We start from the raw sequence: 18634 nt of genomic DNA on the forward strand, positions 1-18634 counted from the left end.
AGGCCCGCCCCACCCAGCGACGGGCCGGGCACGAGGCCCGCCCCAACCCGCGACGGGCCGGGCACGAGGCCCGCCCCAACAGCGGCACGAGGCCCGCCCCAGACTTTATGATGACAAGGGTAGTATCAACGAAATTAATACTTAAGGCCGCTCACGGAACCACTTCAGCGCCTGCCAACCACCCGGTAACGCCACCGCAGCCAGCGCGATCTTGATCGCATCACCGAGCAGGAAGGGCAAGACGCCTTTCACGATCGCATTCACCGGCCCGATAAAGAACGCTAGCCACGTTGCGCCGATCAGATAAATGACGAGCGTCGCCAGCGCCATCGAAGCAACGGTTGTGAGGAAGCGGCGATCCCAACCCCGCGCCGCCAGCCAGCCGGTCAATGCCGCCGCGATCGGGAACGAGATCAGATAGCCGCCAGTTGCGCCGAACAGGTGCGTATAGCCGGCTGAGCCGCCAGCGAAGAAGGGCAACCCGATCGCGCCTTCAAGCAGGTAGAGCAGCAATGCCGCCAAACCCAAGCGCGGGCCGAGTAGACTGCCAACCAACAATACCCCCAACGTTTGCCCGGTAATCGGCACCGGTGAGAAGGGCATCAGCGAAATGCGGATTTGCGCGCTAAGCGCCACAAATAGACTGCCTAACACCACTAATAACGTGTCGGCAACTAACGGATAGGCCAGCCATCCTCGGCGCGGCAAGACTGCCTGCGCCAGCGTCTCGGTTGTGGTCAATGTCCGATTCATGACACCTCCGCCACATGAAAGCTAGTCCACTCAGTGAAGTAGAGTATAGCTGATCTGTGGCAATCGTACAACAGGCATTGGCACAACTACCCCGCCCTGATGGTGAATGAAACGAACCTCCATTCACCGCGCCAAAACGCAATGCGACGGTTCGGTTTCCAATTCATGAATCTCGTCGTCATTGAGCTGCCGCAAACCGAGATTCGCGTACAACATGGTGTCAATTGCGACAGGCAAATCGGTTGATTTGCCTTGAACCAGCGGCAGCAGCTCGGCAGGAGTGCTAGCCCGCAACGCCGGATTCGTTGCCCGGATGCTCGCAAACAGCGCGGCGACGATGCCATCAGCGCGTGCTTCGGCCAAGCCTATGCTTGAAGAGGGCATAATCAAGGTCTCATCGGTGATCAGTGCAGGTAACGTAGTGTGCAGACTGCGGAAGAGGAGGTCAGTCCACGCTGCTGGATGACCACCCAGATCGGTGCGACCGCAACCGGCCAGCAGCAGGGCATCGCCGGTCAACAGGAACCGATCGCCAGCCGGCGAGATCACGCGGTACACGAGGTGGCCGGGGGTGTGGCCGGGGAACCAGTGCGCTTCGATCAGCAGATGGCCAACCGGCAGTCGCTCACCGCCAAGCAACGGCATGTAGTCAAAATGAGCCGGCAGCAGGGTGCGCGGATGCAATGCATCATACGGATGCAGATAGAGCAAGGTATGGCGCGTATTGGCGAGCAGCGCTCCGCCGGACAACTTTCCAGCCGAGAGATGGGTGAGCAGCACGCGCGTCACATCGGCTTGCGCTGCCGCTGCCACTTCTTGGTAGAGATGGATATGGAGACCGGGATCGATGACTGCCGCTTCACCAGCGCTGATGATCACGTAGCTCAGATCACCGCGAGCGGGGCGCGTGATCTGCACGATCTTCCCCCAACTAGCGTTCACCAGTTCGTGAATGGCATGAAAATCGAGCCAAGCGCGGAAGCCACCGATCAGGTAGCGGGCATTCATGCCGTGTTCAGCTAGCAGTTCAGCAACGTATTGCGAGGAGCCTTCCTTAGCGCAGATGACCGTAATCAACTGATCGGACGGCACACGGGCAATTGCACTCTCTTCGTCCTCGATAAACTCAAAGTAGGGAATGTTGAGCGTCGGAATAGGCTGGCGACCGCGCACCCGATTGCGCGCAAACTCGACCTCATTGCGCACATCGAGAATGAACAGTGGTTGTTCGGCCAGCAGCTCAGCATACAGCTCAGCCGGACTCAGAACACCAACGCCGGTTTGCATTTGTTCGAGCGTCGTCATTGCGCACTCCTTTGCGTTGATTGTGCCTCTTCGCGCAACCATGGAGTTAGTGTAGCCGCTGCAACTTGGTGAAGCAAGCGCAAGGCAGGTAAAGTTGGGTTGTGATTTGTTTCTCAGAGGGGCTATGGGCACAGCGGCGCTGTGCCCATACGGGGGGATGGTTTTAAGCAATGAGATGAGGGCAGAGCGGCGCTCTGCCCGTACTGGCAGCTTGCGGCGCTGCACCCGAGCTAAGAGCTAGCGGCGCTGAGATCGTTAGGGGCCGAATTGCGCGCCGGACGCGGCTTGGTTGGCTGGAAGGCAACCAGTATCCGGTAGATCGTCAAAAAGAGTACACTCCCACCGCTGGCCCAGTACAAGCCACTGAGCACAGCGGTATCGCTGCCGCTAAACAGGGCGTGCAGCAGGCTGAGCAGCCAAATCGCAAAGCTGATGAAGTGAATCACCCGCCACATTGTGCGCCCGATCCACTGCTTGATATAGAAGCTCAAACCAACGATCGCCATCCCATACAGCGAAAGCTGGCCCAGCCCAACCCATAGCGGTTCATAGCCACTGTAACCAAACGGGATCAGCACTTGAGCGAGCGTCGCACTAATATAGCGATCACCAAGCAGGATGAGCGCGTGGAAGATGGCAAACGCTAAGCCGAGCAGGCTGGTGTGTTGGTGAAGATCAAAGGCTCCCGGCCCACCCGGCCAGAGGCGCGCCATCCGATTGGTCATCAGGAGACCAAAGACCATTGACAACCAGAGCAACCCATAAGCGGCGACGGCGCTGCTGCGCGAGAGGTACCAATAGGCTTTCGGTTCGCTGCCTAGCAGTGAGGCGCTCAGGCCGGGCAGCCACGTTGGTAAGACCATCACGGCAGCAAAGGCGCCGAGTGCCGTACCAATGAGCAAGGTGAGCAGCGCGCTAATCGACATTGCCGGCGGTAAGTCAACAAGTTCGGGATTTGTGGTTAACTGACGATCGGGACGCGGAGCAGGTCGTGACGCTTTCGGTACAGGCGGCTGCGCTTGTGGAGTTGGTTGATCGGTGGAAACAGGATTCGTGTTCATTGTTCGATGTTCTCCTTTTACATATTATTGCTAACAAACGTGTTACTATCTTGATTGCCCACTACGGGCAAGCTGCCCGCCATCCTAGGATAGAGGCTGAGTGAACACAATCGTCTCCCGCGCCAACCATACGTTGGTAGAGCCGAGCTACTGCGATCCCGGGAAAGGGTGGGGTAGAGCATGCGCCATCCACCGATCGCTTTGGTGCGAGTAGGGACAAGCCCTGCCCTTACAGGTGCTGCACACCCTCGCGATGACAGGGGATGCGCGATGTTCTGTTCGCTACTTGCTATCCGCCCGCTCGCCAACAATAGTGTTCAAGCGTCGATGTACGGATGATTCGGCCATCGACGCCGACCAACAACCCCGCCAGTTGCGGTCGAGTATCGAGCCAGCGCAAGCCGGCTTCGGTACCGAGGAGTAAGATCGTTTTGGCTGCTAGCTCGGCCTCTTGCAGATTGGGCGCGATGACTGTGACGCTGAGTAGATCGGTTGTTGCTGGTGCGCCGGTGCGCGGATCGATGAGGTGATGATAGACGTGACCGCCTTGTTGCCAGCGTCGATAGTCAATACCAGACGTAGCCACCCCACCGCGTCGAATACGTAGCAGCTTGATCCCTCGATCTGGTGCGAACGGATCGGCTACTTCAATAGGCCAAGATGAGCCATTACGACGCGGACCACTCACAGCAATATCACCGCCGGCATCGACCAGAGTTGGAAACCGGCGGCCCAAGCGGCGCGCCACTAACGCAGCCGTCCAACCCTTGGCACTGCCACCGAGATCAAGACGCATACCGGCAGGGAGCGTAATCGTGCGTCGATGCGCATCGCAGTCAATCAAGCGCCAATCAGGGCTAGGCACCGACTGGCTCGTCCTGACCACCCCGCTTGCCAGTGCCGTAAAATCACGGTCGTACCCAGCGGCAATCAGCGCTGCGCCAACGGCTGGTGTTACTAATCCATCGCTTGCACGTGCTGCGCGCAACGCCTGCTGCACTGCACACCATAGCGTTTGCCCAACCCGCACCGGCCCTGTGCCGGCACGGCGGTTGAGCGCCGACAGTTCGCTCTGCGGGCGAAACCGGCTAAGCATGCGCTCGTAGCGCAGGAAGGTCTTGCGAGCAGCATTCAGAGCAGGGTATGCAGCGGCTTTATCGCTATCAATAATGATGTTGATTGTAGAACCCATTGCGCGAAAACTGAGCTGCTGCATGGACTATCCCCTCAGCGTGATGAGCGTGTACGAGCAGCCGGAGCGGGTGCTGACGCTGGCGCCGGGACGGAGACTTCACGCAGGGTTGGCGCCGGTGGTGGAGGTAGCGCTGGCGGAGGCACACTCACGGCCGGTGCAGGTGGCACAGGCGGCGGCGCACTCACAGCCGGCGCTGCCGAGGCATTTGCCACATTCTCCCGACTAGGAATATCCAGCGGTGCGACTGTTGGCAAGACCGGCATCGAAGGCGGCTGTGACAACCACGCTGGCAGGGGTTGGCGCTCAACAAGCGGCGACTCAATGATAATTGATGGGGTTGATACTGTTGCTTCGACCGGATTCTGCGAGGTCAACCATCCCCAGCCACCAATCGTCACCGCAACAGCGGTGGCACTAATCGCAGCTTTCAAGCCGTCAACTCCAGTCAATCGATTCGGTTTGCGCGGGGCTTTAGCGACGGTCATAACAGTGTCACTCCTTGTAGCTGAGATGAATTAGCTTTCGGAAAGGGCCGAGCTAGTCGCTCATAACTGTCATCACCTGTACGGTAGACTAGCTCGGCTGTGAGGGGACAAGCGAGTAAGTTTAATTAATCATCCTTCTTCTTATCGTCGTCATCATTGTCACCGCCGCCATTCTTGATTTTGGCGTAAGCGATTTGACCGGTGTACGCATCAACATACACCTCACTACCATCGCTAAATTTCACTTCGTACACATCGACACCATGTTCATATTCCCGTTCCACTTTGACGACAGTCCCGCCGCCAAGATACGCTGTTGCAGCAGCAACTGCTTGATCAGGGCTTATCGGGTTAGACTGAGCCGCCGGAGGAGCAGCAATGGTATTCGCTAGCACTGTACCCGTCTGAGCATCAATGTAGATTGCGCCACGATCGAACATGACTTCGTAAGCTGGCGTTCCTTGCAAGCTAACCAATTCAGGAGCGCGGATAAGAGTTGCACCACCAGCATTCGCGAGGGCAATTTCTTGCGCCTGCTGCGGCGAGACCGTATATGTTGGCGCAGGTGGAGCGGCCGGGGCAGAGTTAGGGGCAGCCGGCGCCGCAAGGGCAGGGGCAGCCGGCGCCGCAGGAGCAGGACTATTCAGAGCCTGTTGCGCAATAACGAGACGCTGGTTTGCTTCGGCGAGGCGTTGGTTTGCTTCAGCGAGTGCTGCTTGGTAAGCCGCCTCACGCTCACGTATCTGTGCTTCGGTGGCGGGGTCAAGCGCTGGAACGGCAATCGGCGTTGACTCGATCACAATTTCCGTCGGCATTTGATCAGTCGGCGTAGTAACGCTCAAGCGACTAACAACTCCTCCAATAACAACCAACACAAATGCCGTCAATGCAGCCGAGATCAGAAACATCGTGCGATTCATTTTGAGTACCTCCATAGTTTGTTGTAATGACGGTTCACAGAATGTTAGAACAACTAATCATCATCCCGCTCTTGCTCAACCTGTAACCCAGCTCCACCGGGTGTACCGGCAACAAGTGCCTGAACCTCTTGCGGCGTCAGCTTGGCCTCAGGATGCAACAAAAGATACTGGCGGGGCGGCATTTCACCGCTACGCACAACTTCAGCAATCTCTTGGGCCAATTCATGCGGCTCTCGCAGCGGCTGTGAGAAGTTCAACTCGCTTCTCCCTTTGATTACATCGTAAGTAATCAGCCATGACGCAGGTGCAATCTTGCTGTACCACGGCCAAACCGTTTCGTTACTGTGGCAGTCGTAGCAGGCGCGGCGGGCGATACTCGCCGCTTCAGGGGTCGTCCACGCCACGTCGCCCGTCACCGGCGGATTGGTTTGCCAAGCCCACACTGGCACCGCTTGGATCGCAACGAAGAGAACGGCGAGGGCCATAGCAACGTTACGAGGACGGAATATTCGTTTCAACATAGGTTTCCTCCGTTGTGCAATCTGCTTTCCGTGAGTAACAGTACTAGCGCTCGCTCAAGAGAGTCTTAAAATGAAGCAGAAATATTCCAATCTTTTTCCAAGGTTGCTGGGGTATAACGAAAACAAACCCACGTTGCGCGAAGTACGGTGGGAAGCGGACACCGGATGGGACGGTGGGAGAAGCAAGGTTAAGGCGACGGATGGGCACGGATCGGGGCGGATCGGCGCGGAACGGGATGGTAGCTGCAGAACGCGGGATGGCATTCACCCTCAAATATCTTTGTACCTTCGCGTTGGTACATAGTAAGGAGTGACTTGTGCGCATTTTGATTGTGGAAGACGACAAACGGCTTGCGCGCCTTGTCGAGCGCGTCTTGCGCGAAGAGCGTTACACTGTTGATGTCGCGCACGATGGCGAGAGGGGACTTGATCTGCTGTTGCAGGGCGCGTATGATGTGGCTGTGATCGACTGGATGCTGCCGGGGCGCGATGGGCCATCGCTCTGCCGGGCCGCGCGAGCAGCACGGTTGCCAACGGCCTTGCTCTTGCTGACCGCACGCGGGCAGATTGAAGATAAGGTGTTGGGGTTTGAAAGTGGAGCTGACGATTATTTGGTCAAACCCTTTGCCTTTGAAGAGCTGCTGGCACGGGTGCGGGCGCTGAGTCGGCGCTTTAACCCCAACCTTGGCAATAACGAATTACGGCTTGGCACAATTGTGCTCGATCTGCGCAGCTACACGGCCCGGCGTGGCGAACGCCGGCTTGATCTGACGCCAACCGAATGGCGCTTGTTAGAATACCTGCTGCGCAACGCCGGCCAAACCCTCACTCGCCAGCAGATTCTCGATTATGTCTGGTCGTTTGAGCATGACGTGCAACCGCAGATGGTTGATGTTTACGTTTCATATTTACGGCGTAAACTCAACGCGCCGGGTGAGGCTGACCCGATTGTGACAGTGCGCGGTATCGGTTACCGGCTGGAGGCAGAACGTGCTTAAACCGTTGCGTTGGCAATTTACGCTGCTCTATGCGCTGACCGCCGTCGCGATCATTGCGTTGGTCGGCAGCGGCGCCTACGTGCTGGTCGCACGCTACTTCGAGCGGATCACCGATCTGGCGCTGCAACACAAGATGGCGCACGAGTTTCATTCCCTCAATGCGCCGCTGCCATCAACCTTAGTCTTTGCTGACACCGATTGGTCGATGCTTCGCAATGAACACTCAGCACCCGGCAGCCGTATGCTTACGACTGAGGAGGTGCGCCAGATTGCGCTTGCGGCGCGCGGCGGCGAGATTAAGAGCATCAAATTGGAACAAGATGCAAGGCAGTATGAAGTGAAGCTGCGTGATGGCAGTGAGCTGAAAATTGACGCATACAGCGGGCAGATTATCGAGATCGAGATCAATGGCGAATACCTCAGCCCGCCCTCTGTCCCTATCGTACTGCCGACAGCGTATGATGCCGAACTCGCTTCGATCTTTGTTTTACCACTCGACCCGCAAGGTCGCATTCTCTTCAACCCCAATCCCGCCGCTTTACCAATGCTCGCTCATCAAGAAGCACTGGATTCGGCGCTGCGCAACGGATCGGATCTGCGTACCATCACGACCGCTACCGGCCAACGGGTGCGCTTGCTGACCTACCGGCTGACCCGACCCGACGGCCCGGCGGCGCTGCAATTGGGCCGTGTGTTGACCGATCAAGCGCAGGTGCTGAACCAATTGCTGACAGGGTTGCTCGGCTTTGGTTTGATCGGCTCGTTGATCGTTGGCGCGGCAGGGTGGTGGTTATCAGGAAGAGCGTTGCGGCCAGCGGAAGAGGCATGGGCGCGCCAACTACGCTTCATCTCGAGCGCCAGCCATGAATTGCGCGCGCCGTTAACACTTATACGGGCTAGCGCCGAAGTCGCGCTGCGCAATGCAGAAAACGAGGATCAGCGCGAACTCTTGGCCGATGTGCTGAGCGAAAGCGACCACATGCGCCGGCTGGTTGATGATCTGCTGACGCTCTCGCGGCTCGACAGCGGGGCATTGACGCTCCAGCGCCAGCCGATCCAATTGAGCGATTTCCTAGCCGATGTTCAACGCCACGCGGCCCGGCTCGGCGACGAGCACGGAGTGACCATCGCGCTCACCAAGACCGAGGGTACGGTCTTCGCCGATCCTGACCGGTTGCGCCAGATTTTGTTGATCTTGATTGACAATGCGCTCCGCTACACGCCTACCGGCGGCACGATCTCGCTCAGCGCCGAAGTAACCGGTAAACAGGTGCGGATCGGCGTGCGCGATACTGGCTGCGGCATCGCACCTGAACACCTGCCCCATCTGTTCGAGCGGTTTTACCGGGCGGATCAGGCGCGCAACCGGGCTAATAACGGCAACAACGCCGGGCTTGGCTTATCGATCGCCAAAGGCCTTGTCGAAGCTCATGGCGGCACAATCGGCGTCGAAAGCAAGGTTAATGCCGGCACGTTGGTGTGGTTTACGATCCCGGCGGCGTAACCGCCGGTTCTACCACGTCACGCTCATCATCGAACAATTCAGACCCGACCCAATCCCCAACAACCCGACGTGATCGCCGGGCCGCAACCGGCCAGCTTCGGCAGCTTGGGCGAGTGAAATCGGCAGCGCCGCTGGGCCGACATTGCCGAGGGTGGGGAAATTGAGAAAGAGCTTAGCCGGCGTGATCCCCAAGGCTTTTGTCACCGCCGCCATGTGGCGCGCGCCAACCTGATGCGGCGCATAGAGCGCAATCTGGCGATCACTCCAGTTTGGCAGCGTCTCTTGCGCCAACCGCCACGTTGCCGTCGCCAACTCGACACCGGCATGCATCAGCGCACCAGCATCGGTCTTCATATAATCGGGTTGGCCGAGACAGAGGTGATTGTATTGGGTTGCCGCCATCGTCACCACGCCATTCAAGCGATGGCCACTGCGCGAGAGGCACTCGTGGGTGAGCAACATCGCGGCACCGCCCGATCCCAAAGTGAGGGTAGCGAAATTGTCGCGCAAATCTTGCTTGGTGGTTTCGGGCTGGCGCAAGCGGCGGATGGTCGCCATCACCGCATCTTGCGCCCCTTCACCATCCACAATCAGCGCATATTCAATCGTACCCGCTTCAATCATCATCCCGGCAATGGCCATGCCGTTGAGAAAGCCAAGGCAGGCATTGCGTACATCGTAGTTGATCGCTCGCGGCGACAGGCCGAGATTGCGATGGACGAAACAGGCGGTTGATGGTTCGAGATAATCTTGGCACACCGACGTGTTGATCAACAGACCGATCCGATCGCGATCAATATTAACTCGGCTCAAGAGCTGCTCGGCGGCCATTGTCGCCACCGTACTGGGCAGGGTGCCCTCATTCCAAAACCGGCGCTCGCGAATGCCCGATAGCGCCTCAAGCTTTCCGCGTGGGAAGCGCAGCCGTTCCATCGTCTCAGCGATCTGATCTTCGATCCAGTCGGACGTAATGCGGTGGGGGGCCAGCACATAGCTGACCGCTTCGATCATGACATGGCGAAAGAGCACCCAAGCCTCCGTGTTGTACCTTCTATCCCTTGCGGCAGGGAAACTGCCGCCCTCCGTAACGCTGTTACGCTGTTGACTGAGCAAATGTGCGCCGTAATCCCTCTTCAATGCTGATCCGCGGTGTATAGCCAAAATCGCGTTCAGCCGCAGCATGGCTAAACCAGTGCGAATGGCTCAGCTCGTGTACCATTAACCGGGTCAGCGGCGGTTCACCGGGCAGACGCAACGTGGCGTAAAGAAACTCTAAGCCAGTTGCCAGCCGGTAGGCAGCGCGGGTCGGAATACGACCGCGCACCGGCGGACAGCCGGCATGGGCCACTATCTCGCCGATAAATTGCCAGAGATTGACTGGCCGCTCTTGGCCGATAAAATAGGCCTTTCCACGCACCGGCGATCGCTCGCCGAGGGCTGATGCTGCGAGTATATGCGCTTCGGCAACATTTTCGACATAGCTGACATCAACCAAATTCGTGCCATCGCCAATTTGCAACAGCGCGCGGCGACGCGCGCGGCGCAGCAGGCGCGGCAAGATATGCGGATCACGCGGCCCCCAGATCAGGTGCGGACGCAGCGCCACAGTAGCAATCTCGGTCTGCGCCAGCACATAACGCTCAGCGATGGCTTTGGTCTGCGGGTAGGGCGCAAGATAGCGGGCCGGGTATGGCGTCTGCTCATCAGCGCCGTGGATGTCCTCCATCCCAATCGCCACCGATGGCGTTGAGGTATAGACTAGTTTGGGCACACCGGCCCGGATCGCCGCTTTCACCACGCGCTGGGTCGCGCTGACATTCGCCTGATAGAAGTCGTCGTAGCGGCCCCACAGGCCAGCTTTAGCTGCGACGTGAAAGACCGTTGTCACACCGTGCATCGCGCGGGCCAACACCGGCGCCGCTTCGGGTGTCGCGAGATCGGCACGGAAGGTCTCGACGCCAAGCGCCTGCAACTCAGGATATTCACCTCGCCCTACCACGCGCACATGGTCGCCGCGGGCCAAGAGTTGTTCAACAAGGTAGCGGCCAACAAAGCCGTTGCCGCCGGTAACGAGAGCAATCATGGTGTCACACCAAAGAGATGATCGCTTGTCCGTGAGAGGTTAGTTGCCATCTACACTATGTTCCTTGCAGTCGTTCGCCAACAGGCATTGCTCACGCTTACGCAGGAGATTGCTTCGGGGGCTGCGCCCCCTCGCAATGACACGACACAGATGCGTCACACCTCACCCCGGCGCGTGCAACTGCTTGGCCGCCCAAACCGCCAATTGCTCGCGAAAGATTTTGGCATTATGGCGAATATCGACCGGAAATGAGGGATGGATCAGGAAATCTTGAATTACCGCCGTCATCTCGGTAGTAGCGGCCAATTGGCGCAATTCGGCCACCAATGGCGCCGGCGCGATACGGGCATCGCGGCGCAGTTCAACGATCACAACTGGCAGTTGCGCGCCGGTTGGCCCCACCCCGACTAGTGCCGAACGAGCGACGGCGGGGTGTTGGTTAAAGAGCAGCTCAACCGGTTCGGTAAACAGCGGGCCGCGAGCCGTGATCACGCGCTGGCTCTTGCGGCCATAAAACCAAAGCCGCCCGTGCTCGTCGAAATAGCCAAGATCACCCATGCGGTGCCACACACGATCGCCATCGGCAATCTTGGCCAGCTCGGTCGCTTGGGGCCGGCCCACATATTCGCGGGTTACAGCCGGCCCGCTCACGCAAATCTCGCCGATCACGCCTGCCGGCAAGCGATCGATTTCTTGCCATGACCGGATTGGCTGATCGCTGATCGGAATAATCGCCACTTCCACGCCGGGCACTGGCCAGCCGATGCAGGTGCCAGCCAGTGGCGAAGGCTGTTCGGCGCGCGCCTCCAGCACCGCGCGTCCACTGATCGATGTGACCGGCAGAGCTTCGGTAGCGCCATACGGGGTAAAGCTGTCGGCAGGAGGCGTCAGAATGCGCTGCAACCGCTCGTGGAGCTGGGCCGGCACCGGCGCGCCAGCCATCAAGACCCGTCGCAGCGACGGCAGACGAATATCGTGCTCAAGGCAGTACGCAGTCACCTTTTCCCAAATCGCCGGTGAACCAAAGGTCGAAGTAACTCCTACGTCCTGAATACATTCAACCACTGCCGCCGGATCGCATTGGGCAGGGCGAGTGGGATCGATTGGTGGGATAGCCGAGGTAATGCCGAGGGCGACGTTAAAGAGGGCAAAGAGCGGGAAGGCCGGCATCTCGATTTCACCCGGTTCGAAGCCGAACAGTTCGCGCAAGGTGTTGATCTGCGCCTCGAACATACCGTGGGTATAGAGCACCCCTTTCGGAGTGCCGGTGCTGCCGCTGGTAAAGACGATCGCCGCCGGATCGGTGGCAGCGACTTCGGCCAGCCCAAACGGCGTCTTGATCGCGACCTCGAGTTCGCGCAATGCCGGCGCGCCGGGCAGAGCCGGGCCAACCGACACGGCCCGCTTGATCGTCGCGCAGGCGCGGGGGAAGATCAGCCGGAGCAGATGCGCGCGTGGCACACCGATTATAGCTTCCGGCGCTGCCTCGGCAATACATTGACTCAGATTGCGCCGGCCCATAGCTGGATCGATCAAGATCGGCACACAACCCGCCTTCAGCAAAGCAAAGGTCAAGCTAATCAATGGCCCACCCGCCGGCACCATTAGCAAGACCCGCATCCCGCGGCGGATGCCATACGCGGTCAACCCCCATGATAAGCGATCGCTGGCCGCATGCAGGCCAGCAAAGCTCTGCCGGTGGTAGATCACCTTGCCGGCCCGATCGCGCCCAACGCCGGTGATCACTGCCGTTTGATCGGGAATGTGTTGCGCCATCCACGGCAGATAGCGGGCGACATTCGCGCCGACTGGCGTGGTGCGCACACGATTCAGATCAAGCGCGCTAGAGTAAGCCATGGGTGCTCCTTGCTAACAGACTGCTCGATGTTGACGAGTAAGCTAACCAACTAGCGCCGCTTTCGCGATGAATGCAGGCCAACGATCAGAGGCATTCTGGAGCATACCCCTGCGCTAGGAATTGCTTTGCGAGTGGGGGCAGAACACCACTCCCGACACTCACTCGCACCCCATACTGCCACCTACCTACCGGATGCTACTCCGCTATCCCCAACGCCGTCAAGATAAACGCATATTCCCACGCAAACTCTTCCAGCCGGGCGAAGCGACCCGAATGGCCGCCGTGTCCGGCTTGCAAGTTGGTGCGTAACAGCACCATCGTGTCATTCGTTTTGACCGTGCGCAGCTTGGCCACCCACTTGGCCGGATCCCAATAGGGTACCTGTAGGTCGTACAAGCCGGCAGTCGCCAGAATGTGCGGGTACGCCCCCGGTTTGAGGTTTAGATACGGATCGTAGGAACGCATCAGGCGGTATTCGGCCTCGATCGCCGGATTGCCCCATTGCTCCCATTCAGTGACAGTCAGCGGCAGATCGGATTTGAGCAGCGCGATCACGACATTGGTAAATGGCACGCCAGCCACTACGGCCTGAAACAGGTCGGGCCGGGCATTGACCACGGCGCTCATCAACAAGCCGCCGGCGCTGCGGCCACTGATGGCCAATTGGCGCGGCGTGGTGTAGCCCTCGGCGATCAGATGCTCGGCGCACGCGATAAAGTCGCTGAACGTATTTGGCTTGTGGAACATACGGCCCTGCTCGTACCACCGCCGGCCTAGCTCTTGACCGCCACGGATATGGGCAATCGCCACCGCAAAACCACGATCGATCAGGCTCAGCCGTTTGCTGTCGAACGAGGGATCGTAGCTGTAGCCATACGCGCCATAGCCCACTAGCAAACACGGGCCGCCCTTGCGCGGACGGTCGCGCCGGTAGACGATCGAAATCGGCACCTGCGCACCATCGGGAGCCGTCGCCGCTAACCGCTCGCTGACGTACAACGACGGATCGTAGCCGGAAGGAATCTCTTCCTGCTTAAGAACCTGCCACATACCGTTCGCCATATCGTATTCCACCACCGAGGTCGGCGTCACCAGTGAGCTGTAGTTCAGCCGCAACCGGCTAGTGCCAAACTCATCATTCACCTGCGGCCAACAAGTATAGACTGGCTCAGGAAAAGCGATGTACCGCGGATCGGCGCCGTCAGGTGCACTGATGCGGATCTGGCGCAAGCCGGCCCGCCGCTCATAGACGACCAGATAGTCAGCGAAACAGTCGAGATGGTCGATCAGCGTGTCGTCGCGGCCCGGCAACACTACAACGGCTGCGTTTGGATCGGCTACCGGCGCTTGCACCAAACGGAAGTTTTCGGCGCCATCGTTGGTGCGGATGTAGAAATAATCGCCGTGGTGGTCGACAAAGTAGTCAACGTTGGGCCGGCGCGGGTAGATGACGCGCCACTCAACGAAGGGGGCAGCGGTGGGCAGATAGCGCACCTCGGTGCCGCCATGGCTAAAGCAGGTCAACAATAGGTAAGCGCCAGAGCGGGTGCGGCGCAGACTAAGGCTAAACCGCTCGTCGGTCTCTTCGTAGATCAGTACATCTTCACTGGGAGAAGTACCCAGCACATGGCGATACAGGCGGTAAGCGCGATGGGCATGATCGAACACAGTATAAAAGAGGGTCTGATCATCCGCCCATGCTACATCGTCAACGTGATCGATCGGCGTATCGAGCAGCGCGCCGGTAGCGAGATCTTTGATGAACAGTGTGAAGATAATCGAACCGGTGGTATCAAGACCATAGGCGAGTAATTGTTGATTCGGCGACGGCTCGTAGGGGCCAAGCTGACAAAAGGCATGCCCGGCTGCAAGCGCATTCAGATCGAGTAACACCTCTTCCGGCCCATCGTCGCCTTCCGTCCGGCACATCAACGGATATTCCGCGCCGGTCTCAGTGCGCGCATAGTAGCGATAGCGGCCACGCGGCGCTGGCACCGACCGGTCATCCTCCTTAATCCGGCCACGCATCTCGGCGTAAAGCCGCGCGCGTAACGCCGCCGCCGGGGCCATCACCGCCTCGGCATATGCATTCTCAGCTTCAAGATAGGCAATCACCGCCGGGTCATCGCGGTTCTCCAACCACGCAAACTCATCGACGATCTCATCGCCGTGGAGCTGGATCACCACCGGTTTCCGCTCGGCTACCGGCGGGTTGATCGGTTCAACGCTCATAAGGTTTCTCCAATAACCAATTCGCCAACCGCGCAATCATCTCAGCGGAGGCATCTTCCAACACGTAATGACCGACGTCATCGAGCCGGGTGACTTCAGCATGCGGAAAACGGGCCAGCCAGCCGGCCAAAAACCGGTCATCAAAACACCAATCGCGCCCGCCCCACAAGATGCGCACCGGTTTATGACGTAACCTGACCAAGTCGCGATCAATTGCATCGACCATCGGCCATGTGGGATGGGCCGGATGCAGCGGAATATCCTGCACAAAACGCGCAATCGCAATCCGGTCAGCCGGAGTCTGGTATGGCCAGAGATAGCCGGCGCGCACTTCCGGCGGCAATGGTCGCGCCACCGCCATAACGGTTGCGGCAAGGGCGAAGGCATTAAGCTGGCGAATCGCCCACTCGCCAATCTTCGGCGTCTTACCGGCGGCAATCCGCAGCGGGATATGCGGCGAGAGGAACGCAGCCGTATTCAAAATGACGATCCGCCGCACTAATTCGGGATGGCGCACAGCCCATCCCATCCCAATCGCGCCGCCCCAATCGTGGACGACCAGATCGATCGGCCCCAGCTTAAGATACGCCAACAACTGTTCGAGATTGGCAATATGGTTGGCGAGGCAATAGTGATACTGCTGCGGCTTATCCGACAAGCCACAACCGAGATGATCCAGCGCGATGACGCGGCGTTGCCCGCGCAAGACCGTGATCAACCGCCGGTAAAAGAATGACCACGTTGGATTGCCGTGGAGCATAACAACCGGCGTGCCAGCACCTTCATCAACATAGCGCAACACACCGGCGGGTAGCGCATATTCACCAATAGCAAAAGGGAAGAGGTGACGGATAGGCGACCAGTCAATGGCACAATGGGCATCCATGCAAACAGCACTCCCAACCGAACATTTCGTTCCTCTCTGTGAGTATACACCGATAGCGTTGACTTGTCAGAAATGAAAGCTTCTTTAATATATACCCTACTCCCATACAGCCAGCAACACCGGTTGGCTCAGCCCAACCGCCAACGCGCCGGTCACCAGCGGATCGGGCAACAACAATGGCTTCCAGACCAACCCGGCCAACGCTTATGCCGATGGCGGCGGCGTTGCGGTTAACACCGACAGCGGTACCGGAACCCAGACTTCGTGTACGTCTCACCGCAAAGATCGCCACATCTATTGTGACTACAACCTAAGCATTCCCGCTGGCACAACCATCACGGGAATCACTGTGCGGCTCGACGCCTTCGCCGACAGCACCAACGGCAACCCGCGTATGTATGTCTAGCTCTCGTGGGATGGCGGTGTTTCATAGACGAGCGCGCACCCAACGGCAACCCTGACCACGAGTGAGGCGACCTACCTGCTCGGCGGCGCAACCAACTCATGGGGGCACACGTGGAACGCGAGCGAGCTGAGCAATGCCAACTTTCGGGTGCGGATTACCAAATCGGCCAGCAACACTGCACGCGGCTTCTCGCTTGACTAGGTGGCAGTGCGAGTGGATGATCAATGATTAGCGAATCATACTGAAGCAACCAAGCCATACCCCGCTTTTGGGCAGCAGCAGGGTATGGCGACAACATTTAAGGTTAGAACAGCCTATCGCTACTCAACAACACCTGCGTAGCATCTTCAGCCGGTAAGGGATAGCCGATCAAATAGCCTTGACCATACTGACAGCCAACCGCGCGCATACGCTCGATTTGACCGGTGGTCTCTAAACCCTCGGCGACCACTTCGAGATTAAGACTGCGGGCTAAATTCACGATCGCGCTGACGATGGCTTGCGAATGCTGCGCCTGTTCAAGTTGAACGATAAAATTGCGATCAATCTTGATCTGGTCAATCGGTAATTGCACCAGATAACTCAACGACGAATAGCCCACGCCAAAATCATCAATCGCAATCTGAATACCATATTCGCGCAAGCGCATCAACACCGACGCCGCATCACGGCTGTACTCCATCAAGACGCTTTCGGTCAATTCGAGCTTGAGCGCGGCTGGCGGCAACCGGTATTGTTCAAGCAGCCGGACAAGCCGAGAGTAGAGATCAGGCAGCATAAACTGGCGCGCCGACAAGTTGACACTGACTGACAAGGTCGCCACGTGGGGCAACATCCTGCGCCATTCCGCCAATTGCCGGCACACGTGTTCAAGTACCTGCCAACCAATAGCATCATTCAGCCCAGCTTCCTCGGCCACATCCAAAAATGCCGCTGGCGACAAGATGCCACGGGTTGGGTGCGCCCATCGCACCAATGCTTCAAATCCAACTAAGACGCCTGAGCGAATGTCAATAATGGGCTGGTAATAGACCCGAAACTCTTGTTGCATTACGGCCCGGCGCAATTCATTTTCGAGCGCCAAGCGAGCCTGCGCCGCTTCCCGCATTTCCGGCTGAAAGATCTCATAACGCGACTTACCGGCTGCCTTTGCCCGGTACATCGCAATATCAGCATCACGCAACACCTCTGCCGGCTCGTGATATTCGGCCGTACCAAATACAATGCCTATGCTAGCCGACAAATGAAAGAGCCGGCCCTCCAACTCAAGTGGACGGCTGAGCTGCTGCAAGATGCGCTCGGTAATCCGGATCGCCGCCGCTTGCGACTCGACATCATCCAGCAGCACAACAAACTCGTCGCCGCCTAACCGCGCGCACGTATCAACCGCGCGCAGACAACAGCGCAACCGCGAGGCGATGGCCATCAACAGATGATCGCCGACCGGATGGCCAAAACTATCATTCACAAACTTGAAATGATCGAGGTCAAGGAACAGCAGGGCATAATGATAGTTCGGGTTGCGCTGGCTGCGCTTGATCGCCAGTGCCAGCCGATCGCTCAGCAGTAAGCGATTGGGCAAGCCGGTGAGCGCATCGTGCAAAATGCCGTATTGCAGCCGTAACTCCATCAACTTGCGCTCGGTAATATCACGATAGTTGACGATCACCCCCTGCACCGCCGGATCATCAAGCCAATTGGAACCGGTGACCTCTAGCCAGCGCCAACTGCCATCGGCATGGCGCACGCGAAACTCAATCGTTGCCGATGCGCCGGCATGCTGGATCAGCTCGCCAAACACATGACGCACCCGCTCGAGATCTTCAGGGTGGATTAACGCAAAACCATCGATCGGCTGCGCGAGGAAGCCTTCAATCGGGTAGCCAACCAGATTGCGCGTCGAGGGACTCGCGTAGTGAATGCGACCGTGGCGATCAACAATCGAGATCGCATCACTGCTCCGCTCGATCATCGCCCGAAAGAGTCGCTCGCTCTGTTGCAATGCCTGCTCGGCCTGGTGGCGCTCGATCAATAACCGCCGCTCACGCAACGCGCGCTCAGCGATCCGGGGCAAATCTAACAACGCTGCTGGCGTTTTAACCAGATAATCGAGCGCACCCGCCTTCAGCGCTGCCACCGCAATCCGTTCATTGCCATGGCTGGTCATCAATACGACCGGCAAAGACAATGGCCCCGTGGTAGCGCTCAACAACGCATCACCTTGCCCATCCGGGAGAAAGAGATCACAGATGATGAGATCGAACGTCTGTGCAGCTATATGCTGGCGCGCCTCACTCAGTGATGAGGCCAGCGTAAGCGTCACGTTACTTTGTGCGAAAGCCCGCCGCGCTAATTCAACATGGCTTGGATCATCTTCTACCAATAAGAAATTGAGCGTCACTCCCCAGCACTCCCCCCGATATGGAT

The 18634-nt window shown here is 58.4% G+C and carries 15 protein-coding genes; 2 read left to right on the forward strand and 13 right to left on the reverse strand.

What is annotated here, in order from left to right:
- Positions 1 to 141 precede the first annotated feature (141 nt).
- From Q1A00_RS15805 to Q1A00_RS15835, 7 genes are all read right to left on the reverse strand, one after another.
- Positions 142 to 753 (reverse strand): biotin transporter BioY, encoded by a 612-nt coding sequence (locus tag Q1A00_RS15805; RefSeq protein ID WP_298407089.1) that lies wholly within the window; start codon positions 751 to 753, stop codon positions 142 to 144.
- A 123-nt stretch (positions 754 to 876) separates the two neighbouring features.
- Positions 877 to 2058: an MBL fold metallo-hydrolase gene (locus Q1A00_RS15810; RefSeq protein ID WP_298407086.1), complete on the reverse strand. Its 1182-nt coding sequence runs from the start codon at positions 2056 to 2058 to the stop codon at positions 877 to 879.
- A 230-nt stretch (positions 2059 to 2288) separates the two neighbouring features.
- Complete coding sequence (locus Q1A00_RS15815) at positions 2289 to 3119, reverse strand: hypothetical protein (RefSeq protein ID WP_299757745.1); 831 nt, start codon at positions 3117 to 3119, stop codon at positions 2289 to 2291.
- A gap of 289 nt (positions 3120 to 3408) precedes the next feature.
- On the reverse strand, positions 3409 to 4335 hold the full coding sequence (locus Q1A00_RS15820; RefSeq protein WP_299757747.1) for an FAD:protein FMN transferase: 927 nt from the start codon (positions 4333 to 4335) through the stop codon (positions 3409 to 3411).
- 11 nt (positions 4336 to 4346) lie between these two features.
- Positions 4347 to 4799 carry a hypothetical protein gene (locus Q1A00_RS15825; RefSeq protein ID WP_298482986.1) on the reverse strand — a complete coding sequence of 151 codons (453 nt, stop codon included), beginning with the start codon at positions 4797 to 4799 and terminating at the stop codon, positions 4347 to 4349.
- 125 nt (positions 4800 to 4924) lie between these two features.
- A complete protein-coding gene (locus Q1A00_RS15830; RefSeq protein WP_298482984.1) occupies positions 4925 to 5719 on the reverse strand; it encodes a PepSY domain-containing protein in 795 nt (264 codons plus the stop codon).
- Positions 5720 to 5772: 53 nt separating this feature from the next.
- Positions 5773 to 6240 (reverse strand): heme-binding domain-containing protein, encoded by a 468-nt coding sequence (locus Q1A00_RS15835; RefSeq protein ID WP_298407073.1) that lies wholly within the window; start codon positions 6238 to 6240, stop codon positions 5773 to 5775.
- Between the two features lie 317 nt (positions 6241 to 6557).
- Here Q1A00_RS15835 and Q1A00_RS15840 point away from each other — a divergent pair, with 317 nt between their 5' ends.
- The gene (locus tag Q1A00_RS15840; RefSeq protein ID WP_298407071.1) at positions 6558 to 7238 is read left to right on the forward strand and encodes a response regulator transcription factor; all 681 of its coding nucleotides are present in this window, start codon (positions 6558 to 6560) and stop codon (positions 7236 to 7238) included.
- The gene (locus tag Q1A00_RS15845; RefSeq protein WP_298407068.1) at positions 7231 to 8742 is read left to right on the forward strand and encodes an ATP-binding protein; all 1512 of its coding nucleotides are present in this window, start codon (positions 7231 to 7233) and stop codon (positions 8740 to 8742) included. The genes Q1A00_RS15840 and Q1A00_RS15845 overlap by 8 nt, the downstream gene beginning before the upstream one ends.
- Positions 8743 to 8751: 9 nt before the next feature.
- Here Q1A00_RS15845 and Q1A00_RS15850 read toward each other — a convergent pair whose 3' ends face one another.
- From Q1A00_RS15850 to Q1A00_RS15875, 6 genes are all read right to left on the reverse strand, one after another.
- Positions 8752 to 9771, reverse strand: coding sequence for a 3-oxoacyl-ACP synthase III (locus tag Q1A00_RS15850; RefSeq protein ID WP_298407065.1), 1020 nt, complete (start codon positions 9769 to 9771; stop codon positions 8752 to 8754).
- 64 nt (positions 9772 to 9835) lie between these two features.
- The gene (locus tag Q1A00_RS15855) at positions 9836 to 10825 is read right to left on the reverse strand and encodes an NAD-dependent epimerase/dehydratase family protein (protein WP_298407063.1); all 990 of its coding nucleotides are present in this window, start codon (positions 10823 to 10825) and stop codon (positions 9836 to 9838) included.
- 162 nt (positions 10826 to 10987) lie between these two features.
- Positions 10988 to 12682, reverse strand: coding sequence for a fatty acid CoA ligase family protein (locus tag Q1A00_RS15860; protein ID WP_298407061.1), 1695 nt, complete (start codon positions 12680 to 12682; stop codon positions 10988 to 10990).
- 196 nt (positions 12683 to 12878) lie between these two features.
- On the reverse strand, positions 12879 to 14915 hold the full coding sequence (locus Q1A00_RS15865) for a S9 family peptidase (protein WP_298490588.1): 2037 nt from the start codon (positions 14913 to 14915) through the stop codon (positions 12879 to 12881).
- Positions 14905 to 15801, reverse strand: coding sequence for an alpha/beta fold hydrolase (locus tag Q1A00_RS15870; protein WP_298407058.1), 897 nt, complete (start codon positions 15799 to 15801; stop codon positions 14905 to 14907). The genes Q1A00_RS15865 and Q1A00_RS15870 overlap by 11 nt, the downstream gene beginning before the upstream one ends.
- Positions 15802 to 16511: 710 nt before the next feature.
- Positions 16512 to 18608, reverse strand: coding sequence for an EAL domain-containing protein (locus tag Q1A00_RS15875; protein WP_299757752.1), 2097 nt, complete (start codon positions 18606 to 18608; stop codon positions 16512 to 16514).
- Positions 18609 to 18634 lie beyond the last annotated feature (26 nt).

This window comes from uncultured Chloroflexus sp., from assembly GCF_938091255.1.
In the GTDB taxonomy this organism is placed as follows: Bacteria; Chloroflexota; Chloroflexia; order Chloroflexales; family Chloroflexaceae; genus Chloroflexus.